The sequence below is a fragment of the Nonomuraea sp. NPDC004354 genome (assembly GCF_053602555.1).
In genome coordinates this window covers 36,489-53,357 of the sequence record NZ_JBSGDV010000030.1, presented here as the reverse complement: position 1 = coordinate 53,357, position 16,869 = coordinate 36,489, and the positions used below count along the sequence as shown (strand labels likewise).

At 69.8% G+C, this 16,869-nt stretch carries 18 protein-coding genes; 8 read left to right on the top strand and 10 right to left on the bottom strand.

Features of this window, described 5'->3' with window-relative positions; translation table 11 throughout:
• Nucleotides 1-272: 272 nt before the first annotated feature.
• Nucleotides 273-1,157, bottom strand: a complete 885-nt coding sequence (locus ACWENQ_RS43070) for a DMT family transporter (RefSeq protein WP_452419414.1) — start codon at nt 1,155-1,157, stop codon at nt 273-275.
• A gap of 158 nt (nt 1,158-1,315) precedes the next feature.
• Here ACWENQ_RS43070 and ACWENQ_RS43065 point away from each other — a divergent pair, with 158 nt between their 5' ends.
• The 6 genes from ACWENQ_RS43065 (at nt 1,316) to ACWENQ_RS43040 (ending at nt 7,024) form a co-directional block, all read left to right on the top strand.
• Complete coding sequence (locus ACWENQ_RS43065; RefSeq protein WP_449918167.1) at nt 1,316-2,518, top strand: FAD-dependent monooxygenase; 1,203 nt, start codon at nt 1,316-1,318, stop codon at nt 2,516-2,518.
• Between the two features lie 578 nt (nt 2,519-3,096).
• Nucleotides 3,097-3,471, top strand: a complete 375-nt coding sequence (locus ACWENQ_RS43060; RefSeq protein ID WP_449918170.1) for a YbaB/EbfC family nucleoid-associated protein — start codon at nt 3,097-3,099, stop codon at nt 3,469-3,471.
• Entirely contained in the window at nt 3,468-3,773 is a 306-nt protein-coding gene (locus ACWENQ_RS43055; RefSeq protein WP_449918173.1) for a hypothetical protein, read from the top strand. Before ACWENQ_RS43060 ends, ACWENQ_RS43055 begins: the two co-directional genes overlap by 4 nt.
• A gap of 32 nt (nt 3,774-3,805) precedes the next feature.
• Nucleotides 3,806-6,436, top strand: a complete 2,631-nt coding sequence (locus tag ACWENQ_RS43050; protein ID WP_452419413.1) for a WXG100-like domain-containing protein — start codon at nt 3,806-3,808, stop codon at nt 6,434-6,436.
• A complete protein-coding gene (locus ACWENQ_RS43045; protein ID WP_449918176.1) occupies nt 6,437-6,646 on the top strand; it encodes a hypothetical protein in 210 nt (69 codons plus the stop codon). It begins immediately after the preceding gene.
• Between the two features lie 108 nt (nt 6,647-6,754).
• On the top strand, nt 6,755-7,024 hold the full coding sequence (locus ACWENQ_RS43040; protein ID WP_354905397.1) for a GlsB/YeaQ/YmgE family stress response membrane protein: 270 nt from the start codon (nt 6,755-6,757) through the stop codon (nt 7,022-7,024).
• A gap of 137 nt (nt 7,025-7,161) precedes the next feature.
• On the opposite strand, the gene ACWENQ_RS43035 is transcribed toward ACWENQ_RS43040, so the two are convergent.
• The 3 genes from ACWENQ_RS43035 to ACWENQ_RS43025 form a co-directional block, all read right to left on the bottom strand.
• Nucleotides 7,162-8,145 carry a sporulation protein gene (locus tag ACWENQ_RS43035; RefSeq protein WP_449918180.1) on the bottom strand — a complete coding sequence of 328 codons (984 nt, stop codon included), beginning with the start codon at nt 8,143-8,145 and terminating at the stop codon, nt 7,162-7,164.
• Nucleotides 8,146-8,277: 132 nt separating this feature from the next.
• Nucleotides 8,278-9,552 carry an SMI1/KNR4 family protein gene (locus ACWENQ_RS43030; RefSeq protein WP_452419412.1) on the bottom strand — a complete coding sequence of 425 codons (1,275 nt, stop codon included), beginning with the start codon at nt 9,550-9,552 and terminating at the stop codon, nt 8,278-8,280.
• Between the two features lie 35 nt (nt 9,553-9,587).
• Complete coding sequence (locus ACWENQ_RS43025) at nt 9,588-10,190, bottom strand: TetR/AcrR family transcriptional regulator (protein WP_452419411.1); 603 nt, start codon at nt 10,188-10,190, stop codon at nt 9,588-9,590.
• A gap of 61 nt (nt 10,191-10,251) precedes the next feature.
• Between ACWENQ_RS43025 and ACWENQ_RS43020 the strand changes: the two genes are divergently transcribed.
• On the top strand, nt 10,252-11,076 hold the full coding sequence (locus ACWENQ_RS43020; protein WP_354905386.1) for a class I SAM-dependent methyltransferase: 825 nt from the start codon (nt 10,252-10,254) through the stop codon (nt 11,074-11,076).
• Nucleotides 11,077-11,141: 65 nt separating this feature from the next.
• Here ACWENQ_RS43020 and ACWENQ_RS43015 read toward each other — a convergent pair whose 3' ends face one another.
• Nucleotides 11,142-11,822 carry a DNA-binding response regulator gene (locus ACWENQ_RS43015; protein WP_452419410.1) on the bottom strand — a complete coding sequence of 227 codons (681 nt, stop codon included), beginning with the start codon at nt 11,820-11,822 and terminating at the stop codon, nt 11,142-11,144.
• An 87-nt stretch (nt 11,823-11,909) separates the two neighbouring features.
• Here ACWENQ_RS43015 and ACWENQ_RS43010 point away from each other — a divergent pair, with 87 nt between their 5' ends.
• The gene (locus ACWENQ_RS43010; RefSeq protein WP_452419409.1) at nt 11,910-12,791 is read left to right on the top strand and encodes an oxidoreductase; all 882 of its coding nucleotides are present in this window, start codon (nt 11,910-11,912) and stop codon (nt 12,789-12,791) included.
• 177 nt (nt 12,792-12,968) lie between these two features.
• Here the strand turns inward: ACWENQ_RS43010 and ACWENQ_RS43005 are convergent, their stop codons facing one another.
• The 5 genes from ACWENQ_RS43005 to ACWENQ_RS42985 all read right to left on the bottom strand — a co-directional run bounded on the left by ACWENQ_RS43005 (nt 12,969) and on the right by ACWENQ_RS42985 (nt 16,646).
• The gene (locus tag ACWENQ_RS43005) at nt 12,969-13,442 is read right to left on the bottom strand and encodes a hypothetical protein (RefSeq protein WP_452419408.1); all 474 of its coding nucleotides are present in this window, start codon (nt 13,440-13,442) and stop codon (nt 12,969-12,971) included.
• Nucleotides 13,443-13,502: 60 nt separating this feature from the next.
• On the bottom strand, nt 13,503-13,934 hold the full coding sequence (locus tag ACWENQ_RS43000; protein ID WP_452419407.1) for a hypothetical protein: 432 nt from the start codon (nt 13,932-13,934) through the stop codon (nt 13,503-13,505).
• Between the two features lie 191 nt (nt 13,935-14,125).
• A complete protein-coding gene (locus ACWENQ_RS42995) occupies nt 14,126-14,797 on the bottom strand; it encodes a hypothetical protein (protein WP_452419406.1) in 672 nt (223 codons plus the stop codon).
• The gene (locus ACWENQ_RS42990) at nt 14,794-16,332 is read right to left on the bottom strand and encodes a WXG100-like domain-containing protein (protein ID WP_452419405.1); all 1,539 of its coding nucleotides are present in this window, start codon (nt 16,330-16,332) and stop codon (nt 14,794-14,796) included. The genes ACWENQ_RS42995 and ACWENQ_RS42990 overlap by 4 nt, the downstream gene beginning before the upstream one ends.
• Entirely contained in the window at nt 16,329-16,646 is a 318-nt protein-coding gene (locus tag ACWENQ_RS42985; RefSeq protein ID WP_449918203.1) for a hypothetical protein, read from the bottom strand. The genes ACWENQ_RS42990 and ACWENQ_RS42985 overlap by 4 nt, the downstream gene beginning before the upstream one ends.
• Nucleotides 16,647-16,869: the final 223 nt, after the last annotated feature.

Sequence of the window (16,869 nt, the reverse complement as noted above, 5' to 3'; positions counted from 1 at the left end):
CCCCACACCCCGCCTCCCGCCGCGCCCGCGCGCACAGCGCCCGACGACAGGCGGAAGCGCGGGAGGCGCGGAAGCGCGGGAGGCGCGGAAGCGCGGGAGGCGCGGGAGGCGCGGAAGCGCGGGGGGCGCGGGAGGCCGCTGGGCGGCGACTCGTTCGTCTTCGGGTCGTGCCCGGCTTCGGGCTGCCGGTCGCCGGCAAGGACCTCATCCCGCTCGGCGCGATCTGCCTGCTGATCTCCTTCGTCCCGCCGACCCGGCAGGCCGGCTTTAGGTCAGCCCACCCGCCGGCCGCCTGACCGCACGGGCCTGCTGCGCGAGACACCCACCCCCGCCAGGCAGAGCAGGCCGCCGAGCAGCGTCAGCCATCCGGGCACCTCGCCCAGCGCGGCCCACGACATCAGCACCACGATCGCGGGCACGAGGTAGGTGGTGGCGCCCATCTTCCCGGCCGTCGTCCTGGCCAGCGCGTAGGCCCAGGTGGTGAACGCGAGGGCGGTCGGGAAGACGCCCAGGTAGACGACGTTGAGCGTGGCGCTCACCGACGCCGTGGACACCTCCTCGACCAGCTGCCAGGCGAACGGCAGGCAGGCGGCCGCGCCGACGAAGCAGCCGAACGTCGTCACCTGCAGGGCGCTGGCGTGGCGGAGGGCGGGCTTCTGGAAGACGACGCCGATGCCGTACGAGACGGCCGCCAGCAGGCAGAGCAGCACGCCGCCGAGCGAGGAGCGCCCGCCGTCGGACATCGACACCCCGACGATCGCCGCCCCCACGAACGACACGGCCAGCCCGGCGAGCAGGGCGCGGGGGAAGCCCTCCTTGAGCAGCCAGCCGCCGAGCAGGGCGACCACGATCGGGCCGATGTTGACCACCATGGCGGCCGTGCCCGCGTCGACGAGCTGCTCGCCCCAGTTGAGGGCCACCATGTAGAGCCCGAACCAGAGCAGGCCCGAGCCGAGGATGCCGGGCCACGCCGCCCGGGGCGGGACGCCGCCGCCACGCGCCAGCCAGATCACCGCCAGCACCGCCGACCCGGCCAGCAGCCGCCCCAGGGCGAGGGCTCCGGGGCTGTACTCGGCGCCGGCGCTGCGGATCGAGACGAACGCCGAGGCCCACAGCAGCACGGTGACGCCTGCGGCGACGAGGGCCTTGTTCTCCATGGGACGCCACCTTACGAGCACGCCCCGACAGAACGCTCGCGGGGATCGGCTCCCGCATTTTCACACGCACGTCTAAGACAGAGGTGTTGCACAAGCGTGTGAGACGCATGTATGGTTTGGAGCGCAGGCAGAACCCCCCTCTCCCCCAGGAGCCTCCCATGAAGAACCGCACCGTCCTGATCTCGGGTGCCAGCATCGCCGGCACGACCCTGGCCTACTGGCTGCACCGCCACGGGTTCACCCCCACCGTGGTCGAGCGGGCACCCGAGATCCGCGCGGGCGGCTACAAGATCGACATCAGGGGAGCCGCGCTCGAGGTGGTCGCCCACATGGGCCTGCTCGACGAGATCCGCCGTGAGCGCACCGACGTCCAGGGCGGCTCGATCGTCAACGCGGCCGGCAAGCGGGTGGCCTCCATGGACGGCGACACGTTCGGCGGCCGCGTCCACGAGGACGCCGAGATCCTCCGCGGCGACCTCAGCAAGCTGCTGTACGACCTGACCCGCGACACGGTCGACTACCGCTTCGGCGACTCCATCGCCTCCCTGACCGAGGGCCCCGACGGCGTGGACGTCGTCTTCGACAGCGGCAGGCAGGCCAGGTACGACCTGGTGGTCGGCGCCGACGGGCTGCACTCCAACACGCGCGGGCTGGCCTTCGGCCCCGAGCAGCGGTTCGTGCGCGACATGGGCTACTACGTCTCGATCTTCAGCGTGCCCAACCACCTCGACCTCGACCGGTGGGAGCTGACCTACGTGGGCCCCGGCCGTACCGCGCTGACCTACAGCACCGCCAAGGACACCGGCGCGAAGGCGATGTTCCTGTTCTCCGCGGACGGGCAGGGCGCGCCCGACCCCCGCGACCGCGCCCAGCAGCAGCGGATCCTGGCCGACGCCTACGCGGCCGAGGGCTGGGAGGTCCCGCGCCTGCTCCAGGGCATGGCCGACGCGCCCGACTTCTACTTCGACTCCCTCAGCCAGGTGCACATGGACCGCTGGTCCACCGGCAGGGTCGCGCTGGTCGGCGACGCCGCCTACTGTGCCTCCCCCGCCTCCGGCCAGGGCACCAGCCTGGCACTGGTGGGCGCCTACGTCCTGGCCGGCGAGCTGGCCGCGGCGGGCGGCGACCACGAGGCCGGCTTCGCGGCCTACGAGAGGGAGATGCGGCCCTTCGCCGCGGCCAACCAGAAGCTCGGGCCCGCCAACATCAAGCGGATGGTGATGCGGAGCAAGGCCCAGGTCAGGATCGCGATGACGATGCTGTCGCTGATGCACTACCTGCCGGGCAAGGACCGGATGACGGCCAAGATGGTCGAGCCCATCCACAAGGCCGCCACGGCCATCTCGCTCAAGAAGTACTGAGGGCGCGCCGCCGCCGCGCGACGTGGACAGCCCGATCCCGCTCAGGCGGTCCTGTTCAACGCGGTGTCCAGCATCTCCTCGACGACCTGCTGGGAGGCCCGGAGCCGGCCGATCGTCTCGCCGGTGCGGGCCCGCTCGTGACGCAGGTCGTCGACCATGGCGGGCAGGACGACGGCACCATCCGGTCCTCCTCGTCGTGGACGCAGTGCGGCAGCCTGCCGGCCGCTGGCCGGATCCCGGATCGTGACCGGCCAGGCGAGGGCGATGGCCCGCGACCTGGCCTACCTGCCGGTCAACACCGGTCATACGTCGGACGGGGCCTCACCTCCGCCTACCGGGACGGGACCCGGCGCCTCGAACCGGCCGCGCCCGGGAGACGCCGCGTCCTGACCTCCGCCGCGACCCTCGTCCGCGCCGGGTCGGTCATGTTACGCTCAGGCGCCCTCATGATCCATCGACCAGAGATGGTCGCCACACGCTCCACCTGCCGCTCGGCCAGGTCGCCCTGGCGGCTGTGGAGACGAGGCTCGCACGCCTCGCGGATGAGGCGTCATGGCGTCGATGGAGGTGAGTCAGGGGTGGACGAGTTCAGCGCGACGCTCAGCGAGCTCACCGAGGAGTACGAACGGCAGGCGCGCCGGATCAAGGAGGCGTACGCCGAGCTCAACAAGGTGGAAGTCTCCGTTCAGTCGGACGACGAGATGGTCACGGTGACGGTGGGGCCGCGTGGGCAGGTGCGCCGTATCGAGCTGAACCCGAGGGTCTATCGCAGGTTGTCGCCCACCGAACTCGCCAACGCGATCACCGAACAGATCACGCGCGCGACGGCCGCCGTGGCGGATCGGTCGAGGGAACTGGTGGGCCCGCTGCTTCCCGAGGGCCTGCCGTACGAGGAGATCTTCGGCGAGGGCGCGGACCTCGACTCCTTGCTGCCTTACCCCGGTTCGGCATGAACCGGCAAGGTTACTCCGCCGACTGGCAGACGATCCGGCGCGAGAGCGCCGTGTTCGGCGACCGGCACATCGAGGTGGCCGACGCCAAGGAGGCCCTGCGCAAGGCCTTCGACAGGGACAGGACGGCACTCGGCAGCGATCAGTACGGGGCGGAGCTGGCCAAGCACCTCCCCCGGATCGAGGAAGAGATCTTCGCGGCGTTCGACGCCTATCTTGACGAGCTCACCTACACCGGCACCGGCCTGCGCGTGAACGCCGACGTCTACGAGGTCACCGAGCAGGCCAACCGGCGGAACGTGTGATCGGCACCGACAGGCGCTGACGGCGGTCGATCATGGGGTTCGACGGGTGCGTGGTGCCGGAGTTCCTGCGGCCGTATGTGGACTGGGTCACCGGGATGGCCTGGCCGGAGGGCGATCCGCAGCGGTGCTTCCGGATGGCTGACGCCTGCGTCGCCACGGCGCACCGGGTGGTGGCGGGCACGGCCGCGGCGGATCCGGCCACGGCGAGGTTGGTGGGCGACGCGTGGGACGGCGACGCCCAGCAGGCTTTCGTGGCGCACGTGCAGCGGACGGTGGGCGGGCGGCAGGCCGACCTGGTCAAGAAACTGATCGACGCGGCGATCGCGCTGAACGCCGTCGGAGTGACGATCCAGCACGCCCAACGCATGATCACGCTTATCGTGGTCTTCCTGATCGTCGCGCTGCCGCTGCTGCTCTGGCAGGCACCATGGCTGCTCCGGCCGTTCTTGCAGATCACGCGCATGAGCGCGCTGCAGATCGCCATGCACACACTCAGGCTGATGGCCGCCTTCGCCGTCTTCGGCGGGGGGATGGATTTCGCGACGCAGCTCTCCCAGGTCCTGGGGGGACGGCGGGACGACGTCGACGTGAACCAGCTCCTGGTCAGCCTGCGCGACGGCGCGATCAACGGACTGCTGACCGGCTTGCTGGGCGGCGGGCTGGGACGGCTGGCCACCCCGGCGTTACGGGCCGGTGTGGCCCGTGCCGAGGCGGCCTTCGGCGAGAGGCTGCTGGCCGCCTTGACCACCACGATGCCCGGCCAGATGGCGCAGTACGGCATCACGGGGTCGGCCACCACGGCGATCAGCCTGACGCTGGACGGCAAGCCGCTGGACTGGGACCTCATCCTCAAGAGCGGCACCTCCGCCGCCCTGGGCGCGGACGGCCAGCATCTGCTGGCGCACGTGCCGGGCCATGTCGAAGGGGGTGGCGCACCGCCTGCCGTTCACCCCGACGGCGGACCACCCCCGGGCCCCGCCCGCCGCGTCCTCGGGCCTGCCGACGGTGCCATCACCAGCCTCGCCCAGACCACGCCGGAGGCCCCCACCCGAGTCGGGGCCAAGGATCACACGGGCACGCCCGGCCTCTTCACGCGCACCGCCCAGGCGGACATCGCCCCGCCCCCGTTCATCACGCGCCCCGAATTCCCGGCCCCCGTCCGGGGCGAACCGGCCGCGCCGGGGCCGAGAACCCCTCCTGCGGCACCCGCGCGCGTGCCGGCCGGCCCACCGCACCGCGCCGTTCCCGAAACCGCCTCGGGACGCGGCGTCCCCGAGAGCCATGGGACGCGCGCCGCACCGGAGACGGGAGCCAGGCAGGAAGGGCCGTCTCGTCAGGGCGGCGACCGGACGCCAATCGTCGAGGGACGCCGAGCCGACGACTCGTCGGCACGTCCGAACGATCTCTCCCCACGGCGGGCAGGCGCCGACGAGGTGCCGCGTCCCGCCCGGCCGGAGCCGAACGCCACGGGTCCGAGACGCAGCATCGACGACCTGATCAACCGTCCGCTGGATCCACCCGCGGACCGCCCGGCGACGCACGCCGACGGGTCCCGGCAGGGGGCGGGAACGCACCTGGCGGACGGCGACCGCGCCGCGCCACAGCCGGTCGGGCACGCCTCCGGCGACGGCTCCGGCGGCGCGCGCTCACCCGAGATCCGCGACCCGCGCATCGCCTACAGCCTCGACAACCACCCGTCCCCCACCACGCAGGCCGCCGTCCCACGCTCACCCGAGACCCGCGACCCGCGCATCGCCTACAGCCTCGACGACTACGCGCGGTCGACCGCACAGGGCGGGAACTCCCGTTCCGCACCCGAGGCCGCCACCTCACCGTTGCCGCACGCGCCCGACGCCCACACCCCGAGAAACCGCATCGACGAGTCGATCAGCCGACCCCCCGACCAGGTCGGACGTTCGCAACCGTCGAACATCCCCCCGCACCCCGGGCACCGGCCCCTGCCACCCGAACTGGCCCGGGCCTTCGAAGGCTTCCGCCCGGAGGAGGACGGCCACAGGTTGACCGGCGGCGTATCCGCGCGCAGCGTGACCTCGCACCACCTCAGCGACGGGTCCCATTGGGTGCACAAAGTCGTCGAGCGGACAGGACAGGCGGACGCGGAGGTGCTGGGGTCGGTCCTGGGCGAGGCCATCGGTGCCAATGTGCCGCCCATCTACCGTCTCGATCCCCACACGATCGTGATGCCCTTCATCGGCGACGGCACGGCGCTCGGCTTCCTTCCCGCACCGACGACCCTGGCGGCCAAGCTCCTGGGCCTGCTCCACGTGCTCGCCGTCGACGGTGACGCCAACCGGCTCAACATCATCCTCGACGAGCACGGGGAGCCTTGGGGCATCGACATGTCGGGCTCGTTCGAGGGCCTTCCGCCGCAGTACGTGGGCCGCATCGCCGAGGTGACGATCAGCCCGTTCGCCGACCACTGGGTGTCGAGAGACATGTCCGGGTACATCGTCAGCAGCTTCGAGTACATCCCGAACGAGTTGAGCCGTTCCGACGTCGTGCGGCTGGGCCGGCAGATCCAGTCCGTCCGGCCGTACTTCGAGGGTCTGGGCCGGGGCGACTGGTTCGCCGGCGTCTGGAAGCGATGGGAGAAAATCGCGGAGAACGCCTCGGCGACGACCTCCATCTTCGATCAGGAGTGAGTGACAGTGTTGCAGGTCAGAGAGATCCACACCGGGCGGCTCCTGGGCACGATCGACCTCACCGGTGACGGCGAGCTCACCGCGAGCGCCGCGGAGCTCCATGACATGTTCGTCCAGACCATGGCGTCGCGCGGGCTGAGCGCGGCAGAGGTGTTCGAGTGGTACACCGGCTGGAGCAACGGCTACGTGGAGATCGTGCCGGTCGGCTAGCCCACCCGTTCCCGCGGCGGCTCTCGACGCGCACCCTCCGAGGAACCACGCCTGCGGGGCGTTCGTTGACCGGAACGAGAGAGATCGCCGACCTTCGGGAGTCGCAGCGTGGAAATCACCGGCATCATCTCCGGTGTCCTCATCGGTATCGTCATCGGCGCCCTGGGGCGTCTGGTCGTACCGGGGCGGCAGCGGATGCCCATCTGGCTGACGATCGTGATCGGTGTGGTCGCGGCACTCGTCGGCACCGCCATCGCGGCCACCCTGGGGGTGGCGGACACGGCGGGCATCGACTGGATCGAGCTCGGCATCCAGGTGGCGCTGGCCGCACTCGGGGTGTCGCTCACCGCCGGCGCGTACGGCAGGCGCCGCACGTAGGTCCCACCGTCGCCGGCCGGGCCACGAGACGAACTCGTGGCCCGGCCGGTGTTCTGAGTGGCGCACAGTCCGGCGCGGAGACGGCTACCGGTCGGCCCGCCCGTCAGGCTCGTCGTCCGGACCGCCCCTGCGGCGCGCTACCAGTCGCCGTCTCCGCCTTCCTCCTCGTCACCTTCGAAGATCTCCTCGATGACCTCGCCGGCCACCAGGCCGCCGACCACGCCCGCCGCGCCGGCGGCGGCCACCGCGCCCCACCCCGGCCCGCCGTGCTGCTCGTGGTGCTGGTGGTGGCCGTAACCGCCGTGGTGGTCGCCGTGGCCGTACCCCTCGTGGCCGTAACCGCCGTGGTGGCCGCCGTACTGGCTGAGGCCGGCAAGCCAGCGGCCGATCTCGCTCGGCCAGTCGGTGCGCATGGCGTCGTCGTGGCTGATGGTGAAGCGGCCGATGGAGTCGCCCGAGTAGCGGCCGGCCCGCTTGTCGGCCTCCAGGACGACCTCGAGGCCGCCCGGGTTGGTGACGAAGGTCAGCTCGACCTCGCCGACGATCCCGGCGTGCTGGGGCGGCGGGTAGAACTCGATCTCCTGGTAGAACGGCAGCTGCTGGCTGGAGCCGTAGATCTGGCCCACCTCCAGGTCCGCCGACCTGAACTGGAAGCCGAGCTGGAGGAACGCCTCGAGGATGCGCAGCTGGGAGGGCAGCGGCTCGACGGAGACCATGTCCAGGTCGCCCTTGTCGACGGCCTTGGCGATGGCCAGCTCGGTGCGCACGCCGAGCGCCATGCCGTTCAGCTGCTGTCCGCCGATCTCGCTGATCGGCGTCTCCCACGGCACCGGGATGCTGAAGCCGATGGTGCGCTCCTCGCCCTTGCGCAGGACGAACGGGCCGGAGACCTGGGCGCGCGAGAACTCACCCACTCCGGCTCCCTCGCCCTCGCCGTACTCGATCTCGACCCGGGCGACCAGGCCAAGGGTGATGTGCTCGATGTCGGCGTCGAAGTCGCCGCCGTTGAGCCGTACCTCGCCGGTGAGCGTCCCGCCCGGCTGGGTGCGCGGAGTGGTCAGGACGGTGTCCACCGAGGGGGCGCCCACACCGAATGCGCCCAGCATCCGTTTGAAGACCACGGCTTGTCTCTCCCTGTCGACGGTTGATGGCATGTGTCAGCCACCCGCCTGAACGATCAACGTGCGGGCCGGGTTCCAAGGCAGGTCAGGCGTGGGTCCGCCGGCTTGTGACCGACGACCCCTTCCCATGCCTCAGAGGACTTCCCAGTCGAGCTCGCCGGCGACCGCCTTGGGTTTCCAGTAGCCGATGGAGCCGTTGCCCTCCATGGCGTCGGCGGTGGCCTTCAGGAGGGCGTAGTACGAGCGGATCGGGCGCCCTCCGGGCGTGAAGGTCATGCTGCCCTCGTGATCGGTGTCGCCGACGTCACGCTCCACCGAGTCGATCACCAGGTGGTTCCCCGACCCGTCGGAGCCGATGGGCAGCATGCGCCCGTCCCACCAGTCGGTTCGCGGATCGGAGAAGCCCCCGTCGCGGATGTCTTCGCCGTCGATCTCGCACAGTTGCTGCCACGTGCCGTGCATCTCCTCGACGCTGAGGCTCCAGTTGCCCAGGAAGCCGAACCCCCAGACGTCCTTCACCTCGACCGTCCCGTCGTGCCGGAGGAGCGAGGCCCGCAGGTCGTCGGGGAACGGCGAGCCCATCCGCGCCTCCGCCGCCGCGATGTCCTCGGCCCTTCCAGGCCTGCCCAGCGTGCGATAGGACTTCGGGGCGTTCGTCTTCAGCCAGGCCTCGATCCGCCGCCACTGCCGGTTCACCGCCCGGGCCACCTTCGCGTCGACCTTCCGTACCCGCGGGCCGGCGCTGCCGGGCCGGCAGTCCGCGTCGGGCGTCGGCTGGTAGTCCGGCACCGGCGCCGGCGCCTGCGTCTCCACGCCCTCGACGACCTGGCGCTCGACGACCTGGCGCTCATCGGCCTGGCGCTCGTCGATCGCGGCGAAGAGGCACCTGGCATCGACATCCGAGGTGGTCTTGTCGCACAGCGCGTCCTGCGACACGAAGGAGGCGACCTGGCGAGCCTCTTCCTCTGGTCGTTCCTTGGAGAAGACGGCCGATTCGAGAGCCTGGGTGCCGGCGGCCAGGACGAGAAGCGTCAGCCCGGCGATGCCCCAGCGGGTCAGGCGGCGTCGGACGGCGGGCTCCAGCGGCACCCTCGGCCGGTCGTCCATCTCCGCGAACGCGGGGTGGTCCAGGACGGAGGGTCTGGCGGCGTAACGGTGGAGATCCTCGGCGGTGGGGGTGCCGAGGACCGGCGCCGGAGGCCACGGTGCCCTAGGCCTGCTGCTCTGGGCGGGGACGGGAACGGGGGTGACGGGAGGGGCGGGGGCGGGAACGGGGGTGGCGGGAGCCGCCTCAGCCCGCTGAACCGGCGGGCGCCGGCGAGAACGCACGATCGCCACGATCCCCGCCGCCACGACGGCCGCGAACAGCGCCAGCCATACCCCGCGGGACATGATCAATCGCCGCACGTCCGGCAGAGTATCTGGAATTCCTCTTTACGGGGTCAAAAGCCCGCACTCTCCTGCACGACGCCGCCGATGACCGTGGTCACGACCTTGTGGACGGCGCCTGCCTCCGGCGGCGTGCCGTACTGGCCGGCGAACAGCAGGTGCCCGCTCCCGATCAGCGTGAGCGCGAGCGTGTCGACGTCGGCGTCCGCCGCGAGGCGGCCCTGTTCTCGCTCGGCGACGAGGTAGGACGCGATCATGGCCGTGGCCTCCGCCAGTACGGGAACGCCGGTCGGCCTGGCCTCGCGCAGCCTGGTGCGCAGGTTGTCCCTGGCGGTGATGAGGCTGACGATCGCCACGGCGACCGACTCGAACAGATCCGTGAGCGCGTCGGTGAGGTTGCCGGCGACGGTGCCGGTCCCGGCGGACCCGCGCAGCGCGGCGGCCTGGGCGTCGATCCGGGCGATGCGGTCGAGCACGAGCTCGGCGAGGAAGGCGTCGAAGTCGGGGAAGTGCCGGTGCAGGACACCCTTGGCGCACCCTGCCTCGGTGGTGACCGCGCGGCTGGTCAGCGCGTTCGGCCCATCGCGGAGCAGGACGCGCTCGGCGGCGTCGAACAGTTGCTCCCGCGGATCGCGGAGGGCCACCCCTGTCGGCATCGTGCGTCTCTCCTTTCCTCGTCGGATTGATGAGTGGGCACGTGCCCACTATGGTGGGCGCATGCCCACTATACCTTCGGCGGGAGCGCCGCTTCCTGAACACGAGCCTCACCAGCACCGACAGGTGGCCGAGTCGTTCGGCGTGGACGCCGAGCGCTACGACCGGACCCGGCCCCACTACCCCGACGCCATGGTGGACCGGATCGTCGCCGGCAGCCCCGGGCCCGACCTTCTCGACGTCGGCTGCGGAACCGGCATCGACGCCCGGCAGTTCCAGGCGGCCGGCTGCGCCGTCCTGGGCGTCGAGCCCGACGCGCGGATGGCCGACTTCGCCCGGCGCCACGGCCTCGAGGTCGAGGTGGCGACGTTCGAAGCCTGGGAGCCCGCCGGCCGTACCTTCGACGCGGTCGTCGCCGGGCAGACCTGGCACTGGGTGGACGCGGCCGCGGGAGCCGCCAAGGCGGCGCGGGTGCTGCGCCCCGGCGGACGCCTGGCGGCGTTCTGGAACGCCTTCGAGCTGCCGCCCGACGTGACGGACGCCTTCGTCTCGGTCTACCGGCGGGTGATGCCCGACTCGCCGGTCAAGCTCCCGGTGGCGCCGGGCCTGGACGGGTACCAGGCGCTGTACGCCAAGGCCGCCGACGGCATCCGGCAGGTGAGCGGGTTCGGCGAGCCCGAAGAGTGGCGGTTCGACTGGGAGCAGCCCTACACCAGAGACGAGTGGCTGGACCAGATGCCGACCCAGGGCGCCCTCACCCGGTTCCCGCCTGACCAACTGGCGCAGGTGCTGGAGGGCGTGGGGGCCGCCATCGACGCGATGGGGGGCGGCTTCACGATGCGTTACGCGACGGTGGTCGTCACCGCCACCCGAACCGGCACCGCCTGAGGATCCGGACAGGCCGCACACCGCCAGCCGACCACCGCCCGAAGATCCGGACAGGCCGCGCACCGTCAGCCGGTCGCCGCCGATCCGCCGAGCCCGAGTTCGCCCGCGCGGAGGCCCGCCTGGAACCGGGAGTCGGCCTCGAGCTTCGCCATCAGCTCCGCGACCCGTCTCCGGTAGGTGCGCAGCGAGAGGCCGAGCCGTCTGGCCCCCGCCTCGTCGGTGTGCCCGGCGCCCAGAGAACGCAGGACCTCCAAGCCGTCGGCGTCGAGGTGGGGCACCTCCCCCGCGAGATAGGCGTCGACATCGGTGGCGGTCTCCCAGGCCGCCTGGAAAAGCGCGTGCACACCGCCGACCAGCACGGGCGAGGTGGTCACGGTGAACTCCCTGGGACCCGGCGCGTCACGACCGGCGAGGATCGCCACCCGCCGGTCGATGATGAGCGTCTCGTGCGGAAGAGGCGTCGAGCTGATCCGCACCTGGGCGCCCCTGGCCGTGATCTCGCGGAGATGCAGCCTGGCCGCCTCGTCGGCGAGAGCCACCGGGCTGAGAAGCTTCTTCACCGGGAAAGCGGCAGCGCCGGTCGCGCGGATCCGGTCCGCGACGGCCTGCCGTGCCGCGGGCTGCGACCAGGTGGCCAGGTCACGGGCCACGCACACGAACTCCTGCCGTATGCCGGCGAACAGGTGACCGGTCCGGGCGACGAGCTCGAGGTCACCGCGGACGGTGATGAGCTGATCGGCAGTCACCCGTTCATTATCACCGCCGTCGCGGCGCGGTGGCAGCTTGCTGCCACCGCGTTGGCTCGCCGTACGGGGCGGAGGAGGCTGGTCGGCATGACGACCAACGACATGCATGCAGCCGCTTCACCTGGAGAGTTCCTCCTCGGCGGAGACCTCGCCGTCCGCCGCCTCGGTTTCGGCGCCATGCGACTGCCGACCGGTGTGTTCCAGGGCCCCGTCCGCGATCCGGAGACGGGCGTCGCGGTACTGCGCCGCGCGGTCGACCTGGGTGCCAACCACATCGACACGGCGTGGTTCTACCGGAGGGGCGCGGTGGCGGCCAACGACCTCATCCGGAGGGCGCTCGCGCCCTATGACGACGACCTGGTGATCGCGACGAAGGTCGGACCGTTGTTCAACGCCGACGGGATCCCCGGCGGCCAGGCCGGCCCGGACGCGTTGCGAGGCCTGGTGGAGGACAACCTGCGCACTCTCGGCGTGGACCGGCTCGACCTCGTCTACCTGCGGGTGGGCGGCATGACCGGGCCCGGAGGCGAGTCGGTCGCCGACCGGTTCGCGGTCCTCGCCGACCTGCGCGAGCAAGGGCTGATCCGGCACCTGGGCCTCAGCAACGTCGACGCCGTCCAAGTCGCCGAGGCGCGGACGATCGCCCCGGTCGCGGCGGTGCAGAACAGCTTCCATGTGCAGGACCGGGGCGACGCCGGGCTCCTGGCGCAGTGCGAGAAGGACGGGATCGCCTTCGTGCCGTTCTTCCCGCTCGGCGGCGGCCTTCGCCCGATCGACCCGGCTCGCATGGAGCGGGTCACGGCCCGCCACCGGGCGACCACGGCGCAGGTGGCGATCGCCTGGTTGCTGGCGAGTTCTCCCGCGCTGCTCGCCATCCCCGGCACCGGCTCGCTCGACCACCTGGAGGAGAACATGGGCGCGAGCCGAATCCGCCTGACGTCTCAGGACCTCGCCGAACTCGAGAGCTGAGCCTGTGTCACCACCCCGACGAGGACCCCCACCGCCGCTGCGCGACCCGCTCAGAACGGCCGGCGGCGCTGCCTGCCGCGACTTGCCGTAACACAGGGAACTCCGGCGCGGACAGAACCTGATGTGGATGTTCTGTGCGCTGCGTTGGGGCAACCTGTTGTGGCACTTCCTCCACTGTCAAGAGGGAAGCCACGACGGCCACCACGGCATAACGCAATCGCCTGAGGCGCCTTCGGTGGCCACGTCGTACAGAGTCATCGCAATCGGTCCGGCGACGGATCCGGCAATGGTGAGAGCCAGCAAGACAGGCCCCACCCAAGCGCGACGTGCGAGCCAAGGCAGCCGGGTCAGCAGATGGAACGACAGTGCGACAAGCGCAGACAGCGCAGAGACGATCGGGAAGATCACGATCCGGCTCAAGACCCATACGGTGCCGGCGAACTTCTCTCCCGCGCTCAGGTCGCCCAGACAGTAGATCTGCGCGCGAGTCACCAGGTGTATGTCGAAGAAGGTCCCGATCGTGCCGCACGCCATTGCGGTGATCGCCGACAGCCCGCAGCCGAACGTCCAGTAGATGTCGCCCGCTACAGGTGTCCTCCGCTCTGTCACGGCGCCATCGAAGCAGACACGTATGCGAGCGATGCGCAGCATCTGTGCGGATCTGGTGCAGGTTCGTCCATCTGCTTCTCGCCTGCGGGAACACATCCCGCCTCAGACGGGAGGCGGGGCACCAGATCGGTTTCTGGGACACATACCATCGTCGCCTAAGTGGTGACGGTTGATGGGCTCAATCTCAGCCAGAGCATCGAAGAACTCCTGCCGTGTGATCTCGAAAGGCGAGAACTCCTCCAGATCGAGATCCGCGTAAGTCAATCCTCCGTACCGATCCTCAGCATGCTGCTCGTCATACGCGAGGACCACTCCGTTGGCGTACACCTCGACCTGCTGATGCGCGGTTCCGGTGTCGTCAACGGCCAGATAGAACGTCGACGTCCCCCAGCTGGCGTACTCGTCCCCACGACCTTCATCCCATGGACGCCTGAAGTACCTCACAAGGTCATTCTCATAGAAGGAGGACGGCGTCTCTTCGACCGATACTTCCTCGCTGTCTGGCCTGCTCGTGCCAGGCTCGAGGGCGCACACCGACCGTCCTCATGGACGAACCGGGAACCTGTGATCATGAGCCCACACCGTCGCTGACCATCGACGGCCCGGGCGGGAGGCACGTCGACGGCACCAGAGCCCTTGCAGACGCCGGCGAGCGCCCCGTCAGGACAGCGGGCTATCGCGGCCCGACTTCCCTAATATCTTCAACAAATGGCAGGCGCCGGACACTAGCGCACGTTGTCGTTCCGCGCTCCCTTGCCGGCCTGGTCGGGACCACTCTCGCCCATGACCACCATGCGGCCGTTGGTGACCTTCTTGGCCGGCAGACCACCGGTTTCCACGCAACTCGTCCCTACCGGTAGTGGCGGCGGCCGGTCGGGGAACAGATCCGACACCGGCTCACGCGAGCTCGGTGCGCGCATTTCGATGGACATCTTGACCTTGCCCGGCAATTGCCCGACCCCGCCTGCGCTGGCGAAATAGGACACCCCATCGACAATCTTGTACGCGTAGGCGACGAATGACCACGCGTCCCAGACGCCATCCTGAGGCGGGTCGGGGTCATCGGACTTACGAGGTGGCAGACAGGCCGTGGCGTAGACCGTCCAGCCGCTGTCACGCAGTTTTCGCATGCCTTTCACGGCCCACTGCCGCGCGTCTTCAGCCGGAGCCCCCGTGGCCTGATCGGTCAGGACCACGGCCACCTGGCCGCGGGTTGCGCGGAGCCGGTCCGAGTTCTGGAAGGCGACCCTGGTTGACGGCTTGCTGATGGCTTCACCGGCAAAGGGCTGTGACCGCATGACCGTGATGCGATCCTGATCGGTTTGCGTGGTGGCGCTCGGGGCCATACACCCGCTCAGCAGCACGCAGATCGGCACCAGGAGGAGTCGCCTGGTCATTTGGGGGCCACCACGCCCTGTACGTGTTTGTATCCCAGCGCCGAGACGTTGCCGTTGCGGAAATCGTCCTCACTGACGCGGACCATTTGCCCGCTCGGGTCATAGAAGATCAAGTCATTGCCCTGGTGCCCGACGAGCAGCACATAGTGGGCAGGATAGGAGTCTCCGATGAGGACCGGCACCGTGTGGCCGGCGTCCACCGCACCGACGGCGTCGTTGAGGGCGGGGTTGACCGACCCGGCAGAGGTGTCATCGACGATCCGCCAGTCATAGTCGGTGCCGAAGGAGTCCGCGTGCTTGTTCATCTCGTCGGACAGTCCCCATGGGCTGGTGCCCAGGCTCTGTGGCCACAGGGTGTTGGTGGCATCGTGGATGCGGTTCTGCTCGTTGGCGAACTTCTCCCGCAGGTCGGTCCCTGACAGCGAGTTGCCCTTCTCATCCGTGGTCAGGCCCAGCGCGTACAACGGGTCGTTCATCGCTCGGGCCACCATGATCGAGGTCGAGCCGCAGGTCGTCTGATTCTGCTGCTCCAGCTCGACTCCGTTGACGAGGACCGTCCCGCTGCTGCCCGGGTTGACCAGGCTGAGGTGATCGCGTAGCCAGGTTTCACTCTTGCCGTGAATGGCCCTGGCGAAGTTGCCGATGTCATCGATCGCGTGCCCGGCTGCGAGCGCCTTCATCAGATAGGCCCGCTCCGCCTCGGAGCCCGCGCTTTCCAGAAGCTGCTGCATGCGGGCCCGCTCCGCTTCCGACAAGGCGTCCATCTTGGACGCCGCCCGGGCCAGCTGTGCCGTGCTCAGGATGCCGTCTTCTTCCCCTGTGGTGCCGGCGATCCCCGCGTTGGCCAGGAGGACCGCATCGAAGGCGTCCACGTGGTGTGACCGGACGGCACCGGCGCGCGCCTTGCCCTGCACGTCCCGCAGCCCGCGCCGCAGTGTGTCGGACGCGGTCTGAAGTTGTTCGAAAACCTCGATGGCGCCGTCAATGGCCCTGATCGCCTTGCGGATCTCATCGATGATGCCGCCGTCATGGTCGAACGGCCATACGGTGTCCCAGATATTGCGCAGGATGTCCAGAGTGCTGTTGAGCTGGCCCACTGCTTCAGCCAGGTGTTGCCGATGATGGCCCAGCTCCCGTTTCAACCGGCGAACCTCGTCGGCGTACTCCTCCAGCAACGTGGCCGCCTTGCGCATGGCCGGCGTGGCCTGCTGCAGCAGATCGTCGGTCGCTTTGAGCGCGGCAAGCGCCTCCGTGGCGGTGTCGCCCGTCCATACTGAAGGGACGGAAGACTTTGTGTGGTCGATATCAGTGTTGGCGGTGTTGAGCGTGGTCGCCATATTGCGGAAGGCTTTGCCGAGGTCGTCGATGCCATCCGGATCCCCGGGGACGTCCCGAAATATCGAGGCCAACGTGTAAATACTGCTGACGATCTCGCCGATCATGAGGGCCGGGTTGGAAACCGTCGCGAGGAAGGTGCCGACCTGCTTGAGCCGGTTGATCGCGGTAGTCGCCTGGAGGTAGTCGTCCGAGGTCACGTACGGCCGTCCGCGACGCGCCGATTCTTGGCGGCGACATAGTCATCAACCGACTTGAACCCTTCGGCTGATGCGCGGGTTGCCAGGCACCACTGTTCGAGCACCTCGCGATAAACTTCGAATTCTTTCTCCCAGGCATCCCGAACGGCAACCACGGCTGCGGTCGGATCGGTGAGCTTGAATTCATCCTCAGGTGACTCGAGCGCCTGTTTCCAATCGCGACGGGCGATCCGGATATCGTCTGCGGTATCGCATACGGTCCCGGCCTTCTGCTTGATCGCGCTGTGCGCGTACAGCACCTCCGATGAGGCCACGACTTTCTCCCCGGAATTAAATCAAGATGCGGCGCCAAGCCGGAAACAACGCGGCTTTCAAAAGGTAGATCGCAAACGTCGGAACAGCTTACAGCCCGCTCCGTCGCCGCCGCCACGCTTCCACCGGTAACAAGATCACGTCGCCTGGCACGCCTCGGGGATTGAGCCGACCCGCCCACGCTGCACCGCAACGGGATCGACGCCGCGATCAGCGAACGCGACC